14 protein-coding genes and 1 pseudogene are annotated in these 21,768 nt (G+C 49.1%); 9 read left to right on the top strand and 6 right to left on the bottom strand.

Going from position 1 to position 21,768, the window contains the following annotated elements:
• Window positions 1-34 precede the first annotated feature (34 nt).
• The 7 genes from N7386_RS14500 (at window position 35) to N7386_RS14470 (ending at window position 7,503) form a co-directional block, all read left to right on the top strand.
• Complete coding sequence (locus tag N7386_RS14500; RefSeq protein WP_279769313.1) at window positions 35-1,192, top strand: acyl-CoA dehydrogenase family protein; 1,158 nt, start codon at window positions 35-37, stop codon at window positions 1,190-1,192.
• Window positions 1,193-1,256: 64 nt separating this feature from the next.
• The gene (locus N7386_RS14495) at window positions 1,257-2,030 is read left to right on the top strand and encodes an enoyl-CoA hydratase (protein WP_279769311.1); all 774 of its coding nucleotides are present in this window, start codon (window positions 1,257-1,259) and stop codon (window positions 2,028-2,030) included.
• Window positions 2,030-3,181, top strand: coding sequence for an enoyl-CoA hydratase/isomerase family protein (locus N7386_RS14490; RefSeq protein ID WP_279769309.1), 1,152 nt, complete (start codon window positions 2,030-2,032; stop codon window positions 3,179-3,181). Before N7386_RS14495 ends, N7386_RS14490 begins: the two co-directional genes overlap by 1 nt.
• A 100-nt stretch (window positions 3,182-3,281) precedes the next feature.
• On the top strand, window positions 3,282-4,184 hold the full coding sequence (gene mmsB / locus N7386_RS14485; protein WP_086902405.1) for a 3-hydroxyisobutyrate dehydrogenase: 903 nt from the start codon (window positions 3,282-3,284) through the stop codon (window positions 4,182-4,184).
• 19 nt (window positions 4,185-4,203) lie between these two features.
• Window positions 4,204-4,962: an SDR family oxidoreductase gene (locus N7386_RS14480; protein ID WP_011717645.1), complete on the top strand. Its 759-nt coding sequence runs from the start codon at window positions 4,204-4,206 to the stop codon at window positions 4,960-4,962.
• 207 nt (window positions 4,963-5,169) lie between these two features.
• Window positions 5,170-5,412, top strand: a complete 243-nt coding sequence (locus N7386_RS14475) for a hypothetical protein (RefSeq protein WP_086902407.1) — start codon at window positions 5,170-5,172, stop codon at window positions 5,410-5,412.
• Between the two features lie 57 nt (window positions 5,413-5,469).
• Complete coding sequence (locus N7386_RS14470; protein ID WP_279769306.1) at window positions 5,470-7,503, top strand: prolyl oligopeptidase family serine peptidase; 2,034 nt, start codon at window positions 5,470-5,472, stop codon at window positions 7,501-7,503.
• Window positions 7,504-7,603: 100 nt separating this feature from the next.
• Here the strand turns inward: N7386_RS14470 and N7386_RS14465 are convergent, their stop codons facing one another.
• Window positions 7,604-7,993, bottom strand: coding sequence for a Cu(I)-responsive transcriptional regulator (locus N7386_RS14465; RefSeq protein WP_086902409.1), 390 nt, complete (start codon window positions 7,991-7,993; stop codon window positions 7,604-7,606).
• Between the two features lie 137 nt (window positions 7,994-8,130).
• Here N7386_RS14465 and N7386_RS14460 point away from each other — a divergent pair, with 137 nt between their 5' ends.
• Window positions 8,131-10,407, top strand: a complete 2,277-nt coding sequence (locus tag N7386_RS14460) for a heavy metal translocating P-type ATPase (protein WP_279769303.1) — start codon at window positions 8,131-8,133, stop codon at window positions 10,405-10,407.
• 483 nt (window positions 10,408-10,890) lie between these two features.
• On the top strand, window positions 10,891-12,483 hold the full coding sequence (locus tag N7386_RS14455; protein ID WP_083757913.1) for an ABC-F family ATPase: 1,593 nt from the start codon (window positions 10,891-10,893) through the stop codon (window positions 12,481-12,483).
• A gap of 134 nt (window positions 12,484-12,617) precedes the next feature.
• On the opposite strand, the gene N7386_RS14450 is transcribed toward N7386_RS14455, so the two are convergent.
• The 5 genes and pseudogenes from N7386_RS14450 to N7386_RS14430 form a co-directional block, all read right to left on the bottom strand.
• Window positions 12,618-13,514 (bottom strand): DMT family transporter, encoded by an 897-nt coding sequence (locus N7386_RS14450; RefSeq protein WP_279769301.1) that lies wholly within the window; start codon window positions 13,512-13,514, stop codon window positions 12,618-12,620.
• A gap of 176 nt (window positions 13,515-13,690) precedes the next feature.
• Window positions 13,691-16,381 (bottom strand): FAD-binding protein, encoded by a 2,691-nt coding sequence (locus N7386_RS14445; RefSeq protein WP_249555856.1) that lies wholly within the window; start codon window positions 16,379-16,381, stop codon window positions 13,691-13,693.
• 60 nt (window positions 16,382-16,441) lie between these two features.
• A complete protein-coding gene (locus N7386_RS14440) occupies window positions 16,442-17,461 on the bottom strand; it encodes a diguanylate cyclase (protein WP_249555855.1) in 1,020 nt (339 codons plus the stop codon).
• A 335-nt stretch (window positions 17,462-17,796) separates the two neighbouring features.
• Window positions 17,797-18,174 (bottom strand): DP-EP family protein, encoded by a 378-nt coding sequence (locus tag N7386_RS14435; protein WP_249555854.1) that lies wholly within the window; start codon window positions 18,172-18,174, stop codon window positions 17,797-17,799.
• Window positions 18,175-18,191: 17 nt separating this feature from the next.
• Window positions 18,192-21,442: pseudogene (locus N7386_RS14430) on the bottom strand (winged helix-turn-helix domain-containing protein).
• Window positions 21,443-21,768 lie beyond the last annotated feature (326 nt).

Below are 21,768 nucleotides of genomic sequence, written 5' to 3'. Positions count from 1 at the left end.
GAAAGAAATGGCCAAAGAGTCATAGGAGAGCCAAATGGATTTTAATTTCAACGAAGACCAACGCCAATTTGCCGATCTGGCCCGCCAGTTCGCGGCGGATGAACTCGCCCCCTTCGCCGCCAAATGGGACGAAGAACATCATTTCCCTAAGGATGTGATCCAAAAAGCCGGTGAGCTGGGTTTCTGCTCCCTGTATTCCCCCGAATCGGAAGGTGGTATGGGGCTGTCGCGTTTAGATGCCTCGATTATTTTCGAAGAGCTGGCAAAGGGCTGTACAGCCACCACCGCCATGCTGACGATTCACAATATGGCCACTTGGATGGTCACCACTTGGGGTACTGAGGCTCTGCGTCAAGCTTGGTCTGAGCCCTTGACCACGGGCCAAATGCTAGCGTCTTACTGCTTAACTGAACCAGGTGCTGGCTCTGATGCGGCTTCACTGCAAACCAAAGCGGTGCGTGAGGGTGATGAATACGTAGTCTCTGGCTCTAAGATGTTTATCTCGGGCGCAGGTTCAACCGAGCTTTTAGTCGTAATGTGCCGCACTGGCCAAGCTGGGCCAAAGGGTATTTCAGCCATTGCCATTCCTGCCGACAGTGAAGGCATTATCTATGGCAAGGCCGAAGATAAGATGGGCTGGAACGCGCAGCCTACGCGCTTAGTTACCTTCGATAACGTGCGTGTGCCCGTTGCGCACCTGCTCGGTGAAGAAGGCCAAGGCTTTACCTTTGCGATGAAAGGCTTAGACGGTGGTCGTATCAATATCGCCACTTGCTCTGTCGGTACGGCGCAGGCGGCTTTAGAGCGTGCAACGCAGTACATGAATGAACGTCAGCAATTTGGTAAGCCGCTGGCAGCCTTCCAAGCGCTGCAATTTAAGCTCGCCGATATGGCGACCGAATTAGTGGCCGCGCGGCAAATGGTGCGTCTGGCCGCCTTTAAACTCGACAGTGGCGACCCAGAAGCGACCGCCTATTGTGCGATGGCGAAGCGTTTTGCCACCGATGTGGGCTTCCAAGTTTGCGATGCTGCGCTGCAAATTCATGGCGGATATGGTTATATCAGAGAGTACCCCTTAGAGCGTCACTTCCGTGATGTTCGCGTACACCAGATTTTAGAGGGCACTAACGAAATTATGCGCCTCATTATCGCCCGTCGTTTACTCGACGAAAATGCCGGACAAATCCTTTAAGCTGTCCTGATGGGACTGTAGGATTTGGCGATAACAGATTGGAAATATAAGGGAGCCGAAACAGATGGAATATTTAGTTGAGCGTATCGAAGGCCACACGGCCATTCTGACGATGAACAATCCGCCAGCCAACACTTGGACCGCCCAAAGTTTGCAGGCGCTCAAGGCCAAAGTGCTGGAGCTTAATGCCAATAAGGACATTTATGCGCTGGTGTTAACTGGCGAGGGCAACAAGTTTTTCTCCGCGGGTGCCGATTTAAAACTGTTTAGCGACGGTGATAAGGGCAATGCGGCGAGCATGGCAAAACACTTTGGCGAAGCATTTGAAACCTTAAGCCAGTTCCGCGGCGTGTCGATTGCCGCCATTAACGGTTATGCCATGGGCGGCGGCTTAGAAGTCGCGCTGGCCTGTGATATTCGTATTGCCGAAACCCAAGCCGTGATGGCGCTGCCTGAGGCCACTGTTGGCCTGCTGCCCTGTGCGGGCGGCACCCAAAATCTGACCGCTTTAGTGGGCGAAGGTTGGGCGAAGCGGATGATCCTCTGCGGTGAGCGGGTGAATGCCGCCCAAGCGCTGAATTTGCGTTTAGTCGAGGAAGTGGTCGAAACGGGTGAAGCCTTAAATGCGGCGATTGCACTGGCCGCTAAAGTAGCGAATCAGAGCCCAAGCAGCGTCACCGCCTGTAAGACACTCATCCAAGCTGGGCGTAAAATGCCACGCAGCCAAGCCTTACCGATAGAGCGTGAACTGTTCGTCGGATTGTTCGATACTGAAGATCAGGCCGAAGGCGTGAACGCGTTTTTGGAAAAACGTAAAGCTGATTGGAAGAACCGCTAATGACACATTTAGTAGATAAGGCTGCACACACGTCCACCACACAAAATGTGGTTTTTCAAACCTTAGCCACCGCCTCGGGTAAATTAGTTGGGGTAGTGACGCTCAATGTTGAAAAAGCCCTCAACGCCTTGGATCTCGATATGGTTCGAGCCATGACGGTGCAGCTCAATTTGTGGAAAAAAGATCCGTTAATCGCCTGTGTGGTACTCGATGGCAGCGGAGAAAAGGCGTTTTGTGCGGGTGGCGATGTGCGGGCGTTATATCACGCGTCTGTAGCCGCTAAGGGACAAGTGACTGAGGTCGCTAAAGTCTTCTTCGAAGAAGAATATCGTCTCGATTATCTACTGCATACCTATGGTAAACCTGTATTGGTATGGGGCGATGGCATAGTAATGGGCGGTGGTCTGGGCCTGATGGCGGGCGCGAGTCATAGAGTGGTGACAGAAACCTCTCGTATCGCCATGCCTGAAGTCACCATCGGGCTTTATCCCGATGTGGGCGGCAGTTACTTCCTCAACCGTATGCCGGGTAAAATGGGGCTGTTTTTAGGGCTTACAGCCTATCAAATGAACGCCGCCGATGCCTGTTACGTTGGCCTTGCCGATCATTATCTGAATCGTGATGACAAAGAACTGATGTTCGATGCCATGGCGACCCTCGATTGGAGCGATACGCCAGCACTGAACCATCAAAGACTCGACTCGATGATTAACGAGCTATCGAACCAAGTGGACATCCCTAAGGGCGATAGTTTACTGGCCGAGAGCCAGGAGATGATCGATAGACTGATGGCGGGCAGTTTGACGGATATCGTCAGCCGTATGTCAACCTTAAGCACCGAAGAAGCTTGGTTAAATAAAGCCTGCGCGACCATGCTCGCGGGCAGTACTATCAGTTGGCATTTGGCGTATATCCAAACCCAACTCGGCACCAAACTCAGCCTAGCACAATGTTTTAAATGGGAATTAACCGTCAGCGTGAACACCTGCGCTAAGGGCGATTTCTGTGAAGGCGTACGGGCACTGCTGATCGATAAAGACAGACAACCCAAATGGCAATTTGCCGATGTGCAATCTGTGCCAAATAGCGTTATCGAGGACATTTTGACCTCACCTTGGGGAGAAGAACATCCCTTAAGCCAATTAAGCTAAGCCAATCGATGGCAGGCAGAGCGAGTGCTTTGCCTGCCATTTTTGTCTGGAATAACAACTATCTGGAATTATAAAAACACCAGAACACAGGAGTGATGGCATGAGTACAGTAGCATTTATCGGTTTAGGTAATATGGGCGGCCCAATGGCGGCCAATTTATTAAAAGCGGGCATGACGGTACGTGTTTTCGACTTAGTGCCAGCCGCCATGCAAGCCTTGGCCGACCAAGGCGCTTTAGTGTCGAGCACGGCATGCGGCGCAGCGGCGGGGGCCAATGTGGTGATCACTATGCTGCCTGCGGGTAAGCATGTTAGAAATTTATATTTAGGTAATGGCAGCGAGAAAGGCCTACTCGACGTAGTCGCTGGCGATACTTTGTTGATTGATTGCTCGACCATTGATGCCCAAAGCGCCCAATTGGTGGCGGCCGAAGCGGCTAAGAGTGGTATCGAATTTATCGATGCGCCAGTATCGGGCGGTACGGCGGGCGCGGCGGCAGGCACCTTGACCTTTATCTGTGGTGGCTCGGACATCGCCTTCGAACGCGCGCAGCCAGTGCTTAACGCTATGGGCAAGAATATCTTCCATGCGGGCGGCGCAGGAGCCGGTCAGGTCGCTAAAATCTGCAACAACATGCTGCTATCTGTGTTGATGGTGGGTACTTCCGAGGCGCTGCAAATGGGGGTTGACCATGGTCTCGACCCTAAAGTGCTATCGGACATTATGAAGGTCAGCAGCGGCGGTAACTGGACGTTAGAGAAGTACAATCCTTGCCCAGGCGTAATGGAGAATGTGCCTTCTTCTAAGGGCTATCAGGGCGGCTTTATGGTAGATTTGATGGTTAAAGATCTCGGCCTCTCTCAAGAAGCTGCATTATTGAGCAATTCGAGTACACCCATGGGCTCACTCGCACGCAGCTTGTATGTGAATCATGCAAGACAAGGCAATGGTCGCCGAGACTTCTCCAGTATTTTTGAACAATTTGCACCACTTAAAAAATAGATAAACAAGGGATAACCAGATGGATTTAAAAGATAAGGTTGTCGTCATCACTGGCGGCGCGGGTGGTTTAGGCTTAGCAATGGCGCACAATTTTGCGCAGGCGGGCGCTAAGTTGGCGCTGATCGATGTTGATCAAGAAAAACTCGAGCGCGCCTGCGCCGATTTAGGCTCAGCCACCGAAGTCCAAGGTTATGCGTTAGATATTACTGACGAAGAAGACGTGGTCGCAGGTTTTGCTTACATATTGGAAGATTTCGGCAAAATCAACGTATTAGTGAATAACGCCGGCATCCTGCGCGATGGCATGTTAGTTAAAGCTAAAGACGGCAAAGTGACTGACCGTATGTCATTCGACCAATTCCAATCGGTGATCAATGTTAACCTTACTGGCACCTTCCTCTGTGGCCGTGAGGCGGCTGCGGCGATGATCGAATCGGGTCAAGCTGGTGTGATTGTCAACATTTCTAGCCTCGCCAAAGCGGGTAACGTAGGTCAATCTAACTACGCAGCCTCTAAAGCGGGTGTGGCGGCCATGTCTGTGGGTTGGGCAAAAGAGTTAGCCCGTTACAATATCCGTAGCGCAGCGGTAGCACCAGGGGTGATTGCCACTGAAATGACCGCGGCGATGAAGCCAGAAGCGCTTGAGCGATTAGAGAAGCTTGTGCCCGTTGGCCGTTTAGGCCAAGCGGAGGAGATAGCTTCTACCGTACGCTTTATCATTGAAAACGATTATGTAAATGGTCGTGTCTTTGAAGTGGATGGCGGTATCCGTCTGTAATATGGTATCTTATTGATATTAAACAAAACCGAGCATTTGCTCGGTTTTTTATTGGGTAAAGATTTGTGTGTGGCAGACGATTTTAGCGCCGTGCAAAGGTGGATCGGAGTTGACATTTACTGGCTATCCTTCAACAATCGCACTCCACTTTTTTTACATAACTTTACAAATAGGGTTGACATTATAGTGATGGAGTTGATTATCTGAATGTCATGGCAGGATAAGGCCCTTTGGCTTGAAAAAATCACTAAGCGCATGATGCTGATAGTCGGTGTCTTGGGTGTGATAGTGATCTACGGCGGCTTCTTCTTTCTTCTTTTCACAGGTCGTTCGGTCGCGGTGATCCCGTGGTTTTTTCTGCTGTCACCTTGGATTTGTATTTATTTTGGTCTCACGCAAGTGCAGCAGGCCAATGTCATCAAGTGGTTTATCAGAAAAGTTAAAAAATAAGCCCAAAAGGGCAGTAGCATATTTCGGTTTGTTCAGTTGGCAAACTTGGGGAATACAATGGGGTTAGGACGCTATTTACCATATCTGCTGAGTGCAGTTTTGCTGCTGGGCGGGTGTGAGCGTACGGATACACACGATTCAAGTGCCAAGGAAAATGGCGATATTAAAGTTGCACCCTATGGCAGCTGGCAATCGCCCTTGTCTGCGGCTTCGGTGTTTGAGCAGGCCGATGATATTGCCGAGTTGCAAAGCGTGGGTGACGCGATTTATTTTGCCGAATCCAGTGGCAGCGCTCAGGGCAAAGTTGGCATTAAACGCCTCGATGACCTTGGCAAAGTGACCGAAGTGGTTCCCCCTGATTTTAATGTCAGATCTACCGTGCATGAGTATGGCGGCGCAGCATTCTTAGGAATAGGCCAGAGCTTGTTTGCCACCAAATTGCAGGATCAGCTGTTTTACCGTTTCGCCCCGAATCAACCGCCATTACCGTTAACCCCCAATGGCACCCGCCATGCCGATTGCGTGGCGTATCCCAAGGGCTCGCGGATTATTTGTGTGCGTGAAGACCACCGTCAGGGCGGCGAACCTAAAGCCAGCCTAGTGACCATCAATCTTAACTTTGCCGGTGAAGGCGATACCTTTGTCACTGGCCATGACTTTATTTCTTCCCCCACGATTTCCCCCGATAACACGCAATTGGCGTGGATCACTTGGGAACATCCCTATATGCCTTGGGATAACAGCGTGCTTTGGCTTGGGGATCTTGACCGTAAGGGTCAGTTAAAAAATATTCGTAAAGTGAATACGCCCAAGGATTCTTCGGTGACTCAGCCCTTATTCGGCCCCGACGGTAACTTATATGTGGTGTCCGATCTCAGTAACTGGTGGAACATCTACCGCGTGACGCCACAAAAAACTTTAGTGCCTGTGCTGAGTAAAAATGCCGAGTTTGCCGTACCCGATTGGCGTTTAGGCAATCATAACTACGCCTTCGAAAATGCCTCGACCTTGATAGCCAGCTATGTCGAAGGCAATCGAGCGGCATTGCTGCGTATGCACTTAGATACGGGATTGACCGAATCCCTTGCCGTTGATTTTGCTGAGATTACTCAGGTGGTGAAGGGCGAAGATGGGGTTTATTTTGTCGGCGCTAAGGCGACGCCAGAGAAGGGTATTTATCGAGTTGTCGGCCGTGGTACTGAGTTAGTCTATGCGCCTGCGCTGCCGAATCTTGACCCGAATTACGTATCGCGGGCGAAAAATATCGCCTTCGCGACGGGTAAAAATCAGCAGGCCTATGGTTATTTTTATGGTCCGGTGAATCCCAATTACATCGCGCCCCACGACACCAGGCCGCCGCTTATCGTGATGTTACATGGCGGGCCGACGGCGCGCGCTTCACTTGCCTATCGCAGTGAGATCCAATTCTGGACCAGCCGTGGCTTTGCCGTGTTGGATTTAAACTTCCGTGGCAGCAGTGGCTTTGGCCGCGCCTATCGCCAGAGCCTGTATGGCAAATGGGGGGAAAGCGATGTGGAAGATGCCGTCAATGCAGCTAAGTATTTAGTGGCTAAGGGCTGGGTCGATGCCAATAAACTGGCGATTCGCGGGATCAGCGCTGGCGGTTTAACCGTCATGTCCTCCTTGGCGTTTTATGATGTGTTTCAAGCGGGCGTGAGCTATGAGGGGATCAGCGATTTTGAGCAGCTCGCTAAGGGCACACATAAGTTTGAATCGGGCTATTTAGATCAGCTTATCGGTCCCTATCCCGAGATGAAGCAACGCTATCGCGAGTTATCGCCACTCAATCACTTAGATGGCTTGAATGAACCCCTGCTGATTTTCCAAGGCTTGAGAAACAAGATAGTGCCAACGGCGCAGTCGCGGCAAATTTATGAGGCGCTGAAGGCCAAAGGCGTGCCTACGGCCTATATCGACTATGGTGATGATTCCGACGAGGGGCGAACGCCTGAGCATAAAGCCGCCGGCTTAGAAACCGAGTTAGCCTTTTATGGCCAAGTGTTTCACTTTACCCCAGCGGGTAAATTACCCACATTCGCCCTCGATAATGTGATGGGGCTGAAGCATTAAAGCCTTGGTGATAACGCCTCTTAGCTCGCGATAACCCTATAAAAAAGCCTGCATCCAAGCAGGCTTTTTTATGGCTGGGTTGATGCAGATGATTAAGCATTTAGTGCTGGTGGTTAAGGCTATCAATAATCGCGCAGTGGGGCTGGTCGCCACCTTGGCACTCGCTGACCATTTGCTGTAACTGGCTTCGAAGATTCTGCAATTTACCAATTTGCTCCTCAACATAGGCCAAATGGTTGCGGGTGAGTTGCTTCACCTCTTCGGCATTGCGGCTGTCGTTATTGCGAAGGCCAAGCAGGAGTTTGCAATCCTCGAGACTAAAACCTAAGTCGCGGCACTGGTGGACAAATTTCAGCGATTCGATATCCCGATGGCGATAGACCCTGTATCCCGCCTCGTTACGCTCGCCGCAGACAAGGCCGATATCGTGGTAATAGCGTATGCTTTTAACGCTTAACCCTGTGTGCTTCGCGACTTCACCAATTTTCATACTGACCTCAGTTCTTATCTGTTCTAAAAACTCATGCAGACAAGTGTGATACTTGCCACAAAAACACCCTTGACTCTCCCGTGATGGGAGACTTTATCTTAACCCTATAGCAGTTAAGTTCAAGTGAGGGATCTTCCATGTCGCAGATAAAACTCTATGTCGCCACCATGAATTGTGCAGGGTGTGTGGCCAAAATTGAAAAGGCCTTTGCGGCCGAGCCGAATGTGAGTGCCCGTATCAATCTCGCCGATAAACAAGTGACTGTGGATGGCAAGATGAGCAGCGATGCGGCGCTGGCAGTCATGGATAAGGCGGGTTATCCCGCCCAGTTGATTGTGGACGCAAAGGCGGCCGCTGAGGAAAAACGGGTCGAAGATGCGGCGGAGTATCGCCTGCGGATGCGTCAGGCCATCGCCGCGCTCGCTGTTGGTATCCCTATGATGTTATGGGGATTACTGGGCGGCGAAATGATGATTAATAGCCCTAGCATGCAGCTTGGCTGGGGCATTATGGGCTTAGTTACCCTAGCACTTTTAGTCGGTACCGGGCGCCATTTCTATCAGGGAATGTGGCGCGCGCTTAAAGCCAAAACCACCAATATGGATACCTTAATCGTGTTAGGTACGAGTACGGCATGGCTCTATTCCATGCTGGTGGTGCTTATCCCGAGTGCGTTTCCAATGGACACACGCCACGTGTACTTTGAGGCGAGCGTGATGATCTTAGGCTTAATTAACTTAGGCCACGCCCTAGAACTCAAAGCTCGGGGCAAGACCAGCGAAGCGGTGCAGCGCTTGCTCGGCCTGCAATCTTCTACCGCGATTCGTATTGGCGACAATGGCGATGAAGAGGTGGAAATCGACCAGCTAAAACTGGGGGATAAACTCAGACTTCGCCCCGGCGACAGGGTCGCACTCGATGGCGTAGTGGAGTCCGGCCAGTCATTACTCGACGAGGCCATGCTGACGGGGGAGCCTATTCCTGTGCCTAAGCATGTTGGGGATAATCTCAGTGCGGGGACTGTCAATGGTAACGGCAGTTTAGTCTATCGGGTGACCGCAGGGCAGCAGGATACGCGCCTTGCCAAAATCATCGCACTGGTGCAGGAGGCGCAAACCTCTAAGATGCCGATTGGCCGTCTGGCCGATAAAATTTCGGCGGTGTTTGTGCCAACAGTTGTCGTCATCGCCTTATTCGCGGCGGCAATTTGGTATCTTGTTGGGCCAGAACCCGCGCTCAGCCATGCACTTGTGGTGCTCACCAGCGTGCTGATCATTGCCTGTCCCTGCGCCTTAGGGTTAGCCACACCTATGTCTATCATGGTGTCCGTTGGCCGCGCCGCTCAAATGGGCGTATTGGTTAAAAATGGGGAAGCACTGCAAAGCGCCAGCAAGGTCGATTGTGTGGTGCTGGATAAAACCGGCACTGTGACTCAGGGCAAACCCCAAGTGACTGATATCCATTGGATTGAGGGTAATGGCCAAGCTTCCAAAGACCAAGCGCTTAGTGATGAAGACAAGCGCGAACTACTTGGCGCTATCGCCAGTCTTGAGCAGCATTCGGAGCATCCGCTGGCCAGCGCAATGGTTAGTTATGTTAAGCAAGCCTCGATTCCATTGCCCGTGACCGAGATTTTTACTAATCATCAAGGTAAGGGCATTGAAGGACGAGTCGATGGCGCTGACTTTTTAGTGGGTAATCAAGCCCTAATGGCAGCATTTGATGTGCAGTCAGCGGAGGGCGTGACAGGCAGCCACTCAGGCTTTGCGGTAGAAGCCGCCGCGCAATTTACCAAACAGGGCAAGACAGCGATTTATGTCGCCAAGGCGGGCAAGTTAGTGGCCACTATCGCCATTGCCGATCCGATCAAGGCAGACGCTAAAGCAGCGATTAGCGCGATACGTTTACAGGGGATTCGCGTAGTGCTGCTGACCGGAGATAATCCGCAAACGGCGCAGGCGGTGGCAGCTCAAGTGGGCATAGAGGAAGTGATTGCGGGCGTATTGCCCGAGCAAAAGCAGCAGCATATTAAAGCCTTACAACAGCAAGGCCATGTGGTTGCCATGGTGGGGGACGGTATCAACGATGCACCCGCCCTGATGAGCGCCGATGTGGGGATCGCCATGGGATCGGGCACTGAGGTGGCGATCGAAAGCGCGGATATGACTCTGCTGTCCCATCAGCTGATAGTGATTGCTAACTTATTGGCACTTTCCCGCGCGACCATTCGCAATATTAAGCAGAACTTGTTTGGGGCCTTTATCTACAACAGTTTAGGTATTCCTGTGGCGGCGGGTGTCTTATATCCGCTCACGGGTATGCTGTTAAGCCCTGTGATTGCCGGGGCGGCGATGGCGCTGTCTTCCCTAACTGTGGTCACCAATGCGAATCGGTTAAGACAGCAAAAGTTATAACGCTTGCGCTCGCATGAGTGATAACACTTTGCCTCGTTAAATCGTGAGGCAGTAAGTAAGCACTCCCGATACAGCCCGCATTTTGCGGGCTGTATTGTTTGAACATAAATCTCAGCCTCTGTCCCCGCCCAAACTCAAGCACATACCTCAGCCCAAACGTTACATTCGACTCGCTAATCACTTGAGTGGATTCATCCTGCTGTCATCCAATTCTATTAGCTTGAATCATTCGGTAAAAATGTTGCTGAAATAAGCCGTTAGCTTAGATTCATATCAGCACTTAAATAAGCCTTCTAGCCCGTTATTTTGCTTGACGATTCGCGGCTAAGTGGGCCTTTTTAGTTGATAATTTAGCCCAAACTGCTATAGTGCCACGTTTATTTTTACCCCCTCAGGTTAGACAACTTGGCTTTTGCAAATAGGTTTATACTTAGTTGCCTTGCCAGACGTCCGGCCAACCTAAACTCGATTTGGAAGTTCATTTTGATCACTACAGCGAATATCACCATGCAGTTTGGCTCTAAGCCACTGTTTGAAAACATCTCAGTTAAATTCGGCGGCGGTAACCGTTACGGTCTTATCGGTGCGAACGGCTGCGGTAAATCAACCTTCATGAAGATCCTTTGCGGTGATCTAGAGCCGAGCAGCGGTAACGTATCTTTAGACGTCAACGAGCGTCTGGGTAAGTTAAGCCAGAACCAATTCGGTTATGAGGAATTCACCCTCATCGACACAGTGATCATGGGCCACCGTGAACTGTGGAAGGTGAAGCAAGAGCGTGACCGTATTTATTCTCTGCCAGAAATGAGCGAAGAAGACGGCATTGCCGTGGCAAACCTTGAGATGGAATTTGCCGAAATGGACGGTTATACCGCCGAATCTCGCGCGGGTGAGCTCTTGCTCGGTGTCGGTATTGGTATCGAAAGCCATTTCGGTCTGATGTCTGAAATCGCTCCAGGTTTAAAACTGCGGGTGTTATTGGCGCAGGCGCTGTTCTCAGATCCAGACGTACTGCTGCTCGACGAACCCACCAACAACTTGGACATCGACACTATCCGCTGGTTACAGGACGTACTGAACCAACGCGACAGCACCATGATCATCATTTCGCACGACCGTTACTTCTTAAACTCAGTTTGTACCCATATGGCAGACTTAGACTACGGTGAACTGCGCGTTTACCCAGGTAACTACGACGAATACATGCAAGCGGCCTCTCAGGCCCGTGAGCGTCTGCTGGCCGACAACGCTAAGAAGAAAGCGCAAATCTCTGAATTGCAAACCTTCGTGGCGCGCTTCTCTGCCAACGCTTCTAAGGCAAAACAAGCGACTTCACGCGCGCGTCAAATCGATAAGATCAAGCTGGAAGAAGTTAAAGCCTCTAGCCGCGTTAACCCATTCATTCGTTTCGATCAGGAAAAGAAACTGTTCCGTAATGCATTAGTGGTTGAAAACTTAGCCAAAGGTTACGACACGCCGCTGTTTAAAGACTTAAACCTTATCGTCGAAGTGGGTGAGCGTATCGCCATCCTCGGTGAGAACGGTGTGGGTAAAACCACACTACTGCGTACCTTAATCCATGATATTCCTCAGGATGAAGGTCTGATCCAATGGTCTGAAAACAGCAACATCGGTTACTACGCGCAGGACCATGAATCAGATTTCGAAAACGATATGACCCTGTTCGAATGGATGAGCCAATGGCGTAAACCAGAGGACGACGACCAAGCGGTTCGTGGTATTTTAGGCCGTATGCTGTTTAGCGCCGACGACATCAAAAAGTCAGTTAAAGTGCTGTCGGGTGGTGAAAAGGGTCGTATGTTATTTGGTAAGCTCATCATGCAAAAACCAAATATCCTGATGCTCGACGAACCAACCAACCACATGGATATGGAATCGATCGAATCATTAAACAACGCGCTGGAAAAATACGAAGGCACCTTGCTGTTCGTGAGCCACGACCGCGCATTCGTATCGTCACTGGCCAACCGTATCCTTGAAATCACTCCGAACGGCGTGAATGACTTCAAGGGCACCTACGATGAGTTCCTCGTGAGCAAAGGCATCGAAGGCTAATTAATTGTTTTAAATAGCCTTAAGTGATCAGATAAAAAACGCCGCTTATTAGCGGCGTTTTTATTGCTGAGGTTTGAATTGTGCGCTTAACTTTGTGTTTAACTTCACCTTTAACTATGCGCTTAACTGTACGTTTAAGTCGGGCAATCCTTTAAGGTTTTGCTGGTCGTGTGGCGCTGGCTTAAGTAGCCCTGTGCCATGCCCGCCAGCATAATCAGTGTTACCCCCAGCATTTGCTGTGTTGTGAGCGCCTCATCAAATAACCTCCAAGCCAGTGCGACCACCACCACAGGTTCGACGTAAGAAAGGGTGCCATAGGTGACCGAAGGTAATTGAGCGAGGGCTTTTACTGCAAACAGAATGGCTAAAAAGCCCGGAAAGAAGCCAATCGCCAGCAGCCAAGCAAATTGATCCAGACTCGGCACTAAGGGCGTCGTTAACACTAAGGGCAGTAAGCATAGGGCGCCGACACTGAGCTGGACTAAGGTGCTTTGATAGGGCGAGGCGGCGCTCGGTTTACGGTTGATTAAGATAAAGCCGCAATAGGTCAGCAATGCGAGCAGGGCATAAAAATACCCCATAATTTCATTGTCATAGAGTGACTGACTCGAGGTCACAGGCAGCATCAGCATAAAACCCATCAAGGCGAGCACCACTGTGGCGATGCTAGAGCGCTTAAGTCTTTCGTGAAACACAAAATGGGCAAAGAGTGACGCCAGCACAGGGGCGAGATAGATAATCATGATCACCGTTGCCATTTGGGTGTATTCGATGGCCTCGATATAAAAAGCCATAAATCCCGCCAACATAGCGCCATTGATCAAGGTGCGCTTGCTCGGTTTGTGGCGAATTTGCCGTCCTTTACCCGTTAACAGCATATAGGCCATTAAAAACAGCGCGCCGAGTAGCAGGCGGTAAAAGGTAATATGTTCGGCGGGCAGGGCGGCAAAACGGGCGAATACGCCAATGGTGCCCATCAGGCTCGCGGCCAGCAGGGCAAGCACTATGGCCAGTGCGGGTGGCGGTGTCATGTATCACCTTTAATGCAAATAATTCAACGACGAAGGAAGCTGAGTTTGCCTTAAAATTGCCGCCTAGGCGAGCGCTATTGCGAACGCCGTGTTGGTGTGGTGTTGCAAAGATCCTGACCGCCCCACACCAGCAGAGATTGATGAGTTGACTGCGCTAGCAAGACATCAATCCTCTGCTACACAATCGATTTGCGCGAGCGAAAATGATTCAAGGGATCTTGGCAATAACTGGCCTTAACCTGCTGCAACATTTGATAATTTTGCCCAAAGTAGCGTGCGGTAGGGATGGTATTGTCCTTAAAGCTGATAAAGGCGCCTGAGCTATTGGCAATGCTGGCATCGCGGCAGGTGTCTATCCAGTCGAGCGCTTTATTCACTCGGGGATACACAGAGTTCACCTGCATTAAGGCTTGCTCTTGGAGTTCGCTGTTCCACCATGCCTGATACTGAATAATGTAGGCCTGCTCCTTGTAAGGGAAGGCGCTCTGGCTTTTTTGCACTTCACCAAGCGTGCGATAAAAATCGCCGGCAATGGCACTTAGGGTGACATAGGTAAACAAGCCTAATTGCCGATTGCCATCAATCAGTTGAGATGAGGTGAGGCTGTCGATAAGCGCGATATGCCCCTGTTTTAGCCCCTGTGCATGGGCCAAGCGCGATGTCACCCTATGGGGCGCGGGCTTGAGCAAATCCTGCGAATGTTGGCGCTGATTTTTATACAGCTGTATATCCGTATCATTAAGCAGTTCGGCCATTCTATGGTTTAAGACGGGTTGTAAATCCCGAATGGCTTCGCGGTTCCAGCTCTCCATCAATTCATCGCCATAGGATTGGCTTAAGCCGCCCATGGCCGCCATTTGCACTCTTTTGGGTTTTAAGCCGACCTCACTAAACTGGGTCTTGATAAAGTGCGCAAGGCTTGCTGGATTTCCCTCCCAATAGCCGTACATAATGCAGTTATGTTTAGCCTCTTGGGGATTCTGCACGCCAGTGTTTAATGGCGGTTTTACCCCAGGCAATACGGTGGGTTTGGCTTGAATTTTAAGGTTGGTGCCCAGCAAACACGGCAAATTATCGGCCAGAATAATCTGCTCCCAACGCTCCAATAATCTTAAGGTTGGGGTGGTTTCTCGTAGCTGTTGGCTATCCTGCTGATACGGGTTCCATTCCAGTTCAAATTTCAGCAGGCTTGGGGGCAGGGCAAAGGTTTGAATAAAAAAACGAGTGACAATACCGTAGCTTAAACCGCCTCCGCCCTTGAGCGCCCAGAGGAGTTCGGGCTTATTGGCCGCCGACACCACTTGGGTTTCACCTACGCCCAACACTATTTCCGCCTGCATTAGGCTTTCGCAGCACATGCCGTATTTACGACACCAAGGTCCCCAACCGCCGCCCATAATAAAGCCCGCTAAGGCATGGGAGGCGCTGGTGCTGTGGGGCAGCATTAAGCCCTTTTGCGCCAGATAACTGGTTAAGGCTTGCATAGTGCAACCTGGCCCAACGGCGACAATGCCGCTGATGGGGTCGAGTTCGATGCTGTTCATCAAGGAGAGGTCGATCACTATGCTATTGGTCTCGCCACTTTCCCCTTCGTGATCATGGCCGCTAGAACGCACACTAATGGCTAAGTGATAATCGACCGCCGTCTTGTAGACCAGTTTGACCTCTTGGCTGGTGCGGCATTTGATGATGGCGAGGGGCCTTTTTTGCAAGCGTCGATTAAACAGTTGGCAGGCATTTTCGTAGGCCAGCATCTGTTGTCCCGTGCTTACCCAAAAATCCTGCTCGGCATAATACTGGCCATCGGTAATGATATTGTCGCTGGCAATGTGGCTGCGCACTTCGTTAATAAAACGCATAAAATGCTTGGCTTGGCGGGTGACCACATTTTCGCTGATACGGATCTCGGCCGTTAATCGGTTTGAAGTTGATTGGCTGATAAAGCAATCAAATTCCAGTTCATTGCTCAGCTGTAAATCAATCTGTGAACGATGGGGCGTGAGGGATTTTAAAATATCAAAGCTCAGTTTAATATCGGTGCTTTCTTTGGCTTGATAGTTCGCCTTGTAAATAAAATGTGGCCAGTTATTACTGCTGGATTCAATCATGTATGCGCAGCGTTCATGGGCGGGGATAATACTCGGTAGCTGCTTGTTAAAGTTATTGCTGTTTAAGTTCTGCTTACTAAAATTATATTCGGTATCATTAAAAATAATCAGCATGACTTCCTGTCTTGCCAATTGAGCTGGCATTAAGTTGAGAGTCTGCTTTGAATGTTGTTTGGGATAAATATATAGGTTGCTGTCAATCAGCGCCGCTTGTTGCTGTGGATGTAAATAACAATCTAAAATTTCAGTATTGGTTAAACAGGTTTCAATCAAATTAATATTAACGATTTCTCCATCGAAAGTCGCAGCAGCCTGTTTTTCGGTTTTTAATTTAGCCTCATCCGTTAAGGGCGTTGTATGCTGCTGTAAATGGATTTGATCGCCATCGATAAAACAGCTTAATTCATGGTATTGATAAGTGATAGATAATAAATGCCAATAACCATCATTTAAGCCGCCTAAGGTGGATATAGTGTCAATCTGTAATAACTGGCTGTTTACTCGAATATCGATATGCCCAAGTGGCGTTATTTGTACCGTAAAACAGGGATTATTGGCTTGGTTGCAATATTGAAATACCGTCCCGCCCTGTTGAGTGTTAACCCAAGCTTGGAAGGTAAACACATCTAGGGTCTGACTGAGAGAAAATGGCGTTAAGGAAAGTGAATTCATTGAGGCTGCTGTCTCTTGACCCTGTGCTTGAGCCACAGTGTTAGTCGAGGTATCCGAAGTGTTATGGGGTGTATTCGGCGTTTTCATGGGCAACATCCTTGTTTAATTTCATTCCCTTACGATTGCTTACGCTGCAATCACCACTGCCTACAGAGAGGCGTTTATCCGGTCACGACCATCGGCCTTAGCGCGGTAAAGCGCGGTATCGGCGGCGCACACCATGGCGAGTGAAGTACGGAATTGGCCATTAACTTCGCTGGCAATCCCTTGGCTGGCACTTACCGAGACATAATCCCTAAGCCCTTGGTCAGTAAAGCGAATATTATTAATTCCTTGCTGAATTTTTTGCGCTATGGTCAGCGCCATTTTGGCATTGTGATTAGGCAGGATCAGCGCAAACTCCTCGCCGCCGTAACGGGCCGCAAGACCGATGTCGATAGGCACAATATTGGCGATTACTTTGGCGATTTTTCTAAGGCATTCATCACCTTGGATATGACCAAACTGGTCATTGAACACCTTAAAATAATCCACATCGATAATGACTACGCTGATGGGGCGCAGTTTAGCTGTGCATTCTTCCCATTGCTGTTGCAGCATTTCATCAAAATAGCGACGGTTCGCCAGTTGGGTGAGGGAGTCGGTGGCGGCCAACTTACGCAGCTTGAGGTTTTCCGCCTTATGTTGAGTTAAATCGTGCATCACCATCACAAACACGGGTTCATGGCTGGGAATATAAGAGATAGACAATTCAACATCTTTGGCCTTGCCAGAGGCGCAGATCAGCGTGGTTTCCTGCGCAGGGTGCTGCACGGGGTGACCACAATTAGTGCCTAGTTGCACATCGTGGCTCAGGAGATTGTCATAGCGCGCTTGATGATGTTCGGTCAAAAAATTGCGCCAGTCTTGGCCCTTTAAACTCGCCTGCGGGCAATCGAGCAGCTCGGCACTACGTTGATTGCACGAACGGATAAAGCCATTGGCATTCACTAGGATCACTGGCTCGGTTAAATGTTGAATAAAGAGTTCAATGGTCTCGAGGGAAGAATGCTCGAAAAAGTTCAGCGGTAGCTCGGCAGCCTTTGCATGCTGAGTTGCGGCCAATGCAGCATCATCGACAATGGATAAGGCGGGTTGTTGGCGTGCCAGTTTCGGTGAGTTTGTCATTGTTATCTTTCTCCGTGAACTTTAATCATCTGCGCTAGGCGCTTTTCTGAGGATGACTTTATTCTGGTGGAAGAAAAGATACCTTCTGCTTACCTTCTGGTTTAACTTGTTGTTTATAAATGAATAAAAAATTAGCTTCCGAATGGTTTAGGGCAATCTTCACGTCGACTTGGTGCGATTTATATCGTATAAAGGTGAATTAATGCGCAAGTTTGCGAAGCAGAATTGGTTAAAAGTAGAGGGAATTGGCTAGCTAAGGCGTTTGGCTGTGGCAAGCAGAGGGAGTGTGGAAGAGGAAAAAAGGGGACTGCTCAGCAGTCCCATTTCAATGGAGATTAGTTTTCAGGACGGTTAACCACTTCTGGATCAGGACTCAATAACATTAGTGTGTTTGTCGTGTTTGTTAATACAAACTGAAACTTTGTTGTACCAGCTGTGTGGTCCAAATCTACAAGTTGTACTAACTGTCCATCACTACTAATTGTTACGGCGTCAATAATTTCATCAAAAGGAGTGATGAAACCAACGCCAGCAAATTTTAATCCTTTTCCAGTATTATCCACTAATTGATAAGTGATAGTGCTTGCCTCTGTAATTGTTACATCACCTTGGCACGGCTCACCAGTCGTGTCGACATAGGTAAAAACGGGTTCATTATTATCTAAGTTAACAATCACTTTGATAAAGTGAGCGTGACCTTGTACATTTTGCATTTCTTACTCCTTTTTGATTAAAATTCAAGATTATTAATTTTTGATTTAGTAAGAATCTCAATTAATTCTATTCCTGTGTTTTTATCGTTTAAGCATTTCAATGATTTTATATATGGGATTGTGATTCCTGGACTTTTGTTTTTACTTACAAAAGGTGTTAGTAAGGACTTTATATCTTTACATACTTCAATGTAATTATCGTTTTCATTTAAGTTTTTCAATGAAGATGCTTCTATTAATAAGCTTTCTGAAAATGGTGTGATATTGTCTTGAGAGTTGGAGCTAGATTCTTGTAAGGACATGAAAATAGCCTTTGCTTTTTTAGAAAGGCCTAGACTGCTTTTGTAATTTTTTATTTTTTCCATGTGCTTTGCAAGAGCTAGATAGTATTTTGCTAATAATTCTTTATCCTTTTTTGAAGCTGTTTCGTTGATTTTTATTTGTTCAATTAAACGTTCGAGTTTAAGCTTTTCATCTTGATTAAAGTCACCATAACCAAGGCTTATTAGATTTAAGTATGAATAATTTTTCTGCATTTTAATTATTCTATTTTCGGAGTCTTTGTCTGATGCTTTTTTTATAGTTAAAAAACTAAGTTTAGCCTTTTCAACTGCTAGTTCAGTATCATTTCTATAATTAATCAAAGTTGATGATAGCTGATAGCTACTTGAAAGCCTTTCAAGAAGATAGGGTTGTTGCTCTAATTTTTCATTCGAAAGTTCAGTTTGTATTTTTTCATGAATATTAATTGCAGAAGTAACTTCACCTAATGAGGTTAAGGCACTGGCTAACCAAGACCGTGCATTTACTACATCAGATAAAAGTTGAGTATTACGAGGATCTGTTTCTAGAGCAGTAAGTTTTAATGTCAGAGACTCCTGAAATCCATTCTTTGCTTCAACGAATTGTTGTCGTTGCATAGAAAGCGAACCTAGGGAGTTATATGCATATGACAGTTCCATCAATGCATCCTTATCATCCGGCGCTAAGGAATACATCTTTTGACTGTATTGCAAATACAGTTCAAAAAAGGGTTCGACCGATTCCCACTTTCTATCATCGTATTCAATCTGCCCCAACCAGAAGGCGTTGGCGCCTAAGGTTTTTAGCAGGGCTAAGTTTTCGGGCTGCAATTCGAGCAGCGGCAGCATTTTTTCCTGTGCGGCGAGTAGGGCGCTGCGGGCTTCATCGATTTTATTACGTGAATAGGCGACTTCGCCCATGGCCTCTAAGGTTTGCCCATGCTGGAAGCGGGCATCGAAGCTTAAGTACTTCTCATCGTCTTGGCTGGAGAAATCCGTGAAATATTCCAATGCCTTATTACTGATGCCGTCGAGTAAGTCCATCCGGCCGATGCCGCGCATCTTATCGGCGAAGTCACCCACCATAAACCCGAGCAGATCTTCGGCGGCGAGGCGTTTTTGCTGGGCCAGCTTTTCGGCTTCGATACTGCGAACACTCATAATGACTGAGGTTAAGGTGAGTACGCACAGCAGGGCGACGGTAACGCGCCTCGTCCAGCGCAGCATAGTGGCGCGTTTGCTGGAGGCGGCAATAAAGTCGGTTTCCCGCTCGTCTAAGTCAAATAAGGGGTTTTGCCTAAGGCTTTGGGCCTCTTTTAAGGGTTTTCCCTCGGCCAGCAAATAGGCGCTGTGTTTGGCTTCGCTGAGCCAGCGTTGAGATAAATGCTGTAGTCGGCTCTTAATGCTAAGGCTGTCGTTATGCTCGCTGATCCACGCCGTCGCCCTTGGCCAGCGGCGCAGCAGGGCTTCGTGGGCGATGCTAAAACAGGGCTCACCATTTTGCAGATGGGACACAAATAAGCGGCTGTCGACCATGGCTTGCACCAGGGCGGTTTCGGCCGCACTTTGCAACTGTGACCAGCGGGCGGTGCGGCTGGTGATGGATTTTTCATCCTCACGCAGGGTGACTAACAGGGATAAAATCCGTGGCAGACTGGCTTTTTCGGCCTCGGTTAAATGGGAGATGGCCTGCTCGGCATTTTTACCAATAGCGCCTTCGATACCGCCCAAGGTGCGATACACAGAGACCAATAGCTTGTCGTCGTCGCTGCGTTGTAAGTACAGCGCCTGCAAGGTGTATTGCAGCATAGGCAGCGCATCTGGGTTGCTGGCGGCATCGCTACAGAGCATTTCATCGAGCGGCATGGCGGTGTCGCTATCGATTTCCCAGGCTAAATTGGCGGCAACGGCTGGCAGGCGGATCATCTGCAACAACTCGGTGCGAGTGGGCGGTGCTAAGTCGAAATGTGCGCCACGCGCTTTGCCCGCCATCAGACTGGGGTAATTGACTAGCAGCGGATAAAAATCGTTGCGACAGGCACTTAGAATCAACACTGCATGGGAAGTGGCAAGACGCTCTAACAGCTCGATAAAGGCGCTGCGCTCGGCGTCGCTAAACAGCGGCGATGATAATAATACCTCTAATCTGTCGATAAATAAGGCAAAGCGCGGTGTAGCATAGGTCTGATTTTTAAGGCTTTGTTTACACGTATCGACAATGCTTTGTGGATCTTGCTCAAGCTTGGTGGCAAGGGTATCGGCGCTCATTCCCTCAAATACAGGGCTGTCGTTTAGCTCCCAGTCGAGCATGGCGCTGGCCAAATCGGTGAGCAGTTGTCCCTTGCTGACATCGGCAAAATCGAGGCTGCTGTAGGCCACAACCCCAACGCCATTAAAGCCATTGGCGGCCATGAGGTTAGGCAATACACCTGCATTAATTAAGGAGGATTTACCGCTACCACTGGGGCCTAAAATTAAGCAGAAGGCGCGGCCAAATTGGATTTGTTGACTAATGCGATTCAGCAGCGTGCTAATTTGCTCGCTGCGGCCGAAGAATACGTCGGCATAGTTGGCGCTGTAGGCTTGCAGGCCCGGAAACGGCGAGCCGCCTTGCCAAGTCTGTGGCGTGGCGCTGGCCTCATGGCCGACGGGAAAGCGAACCTCGGCTAAGGTGCGATAGCCACGTTTGCGAATGGTCTCAATATAACGGGATTCGGTGGCGCTATCGCCAAGTGCTCGACGTAACTGGTTGATAATCTTGTGCAGTGGATTGTCGCCCGTGTCGACCCCCGGCCAACAATGGCTAACAATTTCGTCGCTGCTGACCACTTCACCGGCGTTCCGGCAGAGAAACAACAATACATCCATCGCCTTAGGTTCAAGTTGTTTAACTTGTTTACCAAGGAGTAGGCTGTTGGCGCTGGGATTGACTTGCCATTCACCAAAAAAAATGTGCTGTCACTCATAGGATTTCCATTGCTTGAGCATCGACTAAGGCGGGGGAATCGCGGTGCCATTAGCCATTGTTATTTTTATAGGTAGCGCGTATTGAACATTGAGTGTCATCAATTTGCATGACGTCAAAACATTGACATTATGCCTAGACACTTTGTTATTTAAAAGGAATAACCTTCGGTAATCAATGTAAATTTTATATCGTCATTGTGACGATATTGCGTCCTGAGGCACCTGCTTTATCACTCATTTGTGATCTCATGCGGCATTTTGGAAACCTTTGTTAGGAATTTGTCTTGTGCTTTTCTGTCTGGCTTTAACTGAGGCTGATTGCATC

This window comes from Shewanella sp. GD04112, assembly GCF_029835735.1.
Classification (GTDB): Bacteria; Pseudomonadota; Gammaproteobacteria; order Enterobacterales; family Shewanellaceae; genus Shewanella.
This window is presented reverse-complemented; position numbering and strand designations above follow the sequence as displayed.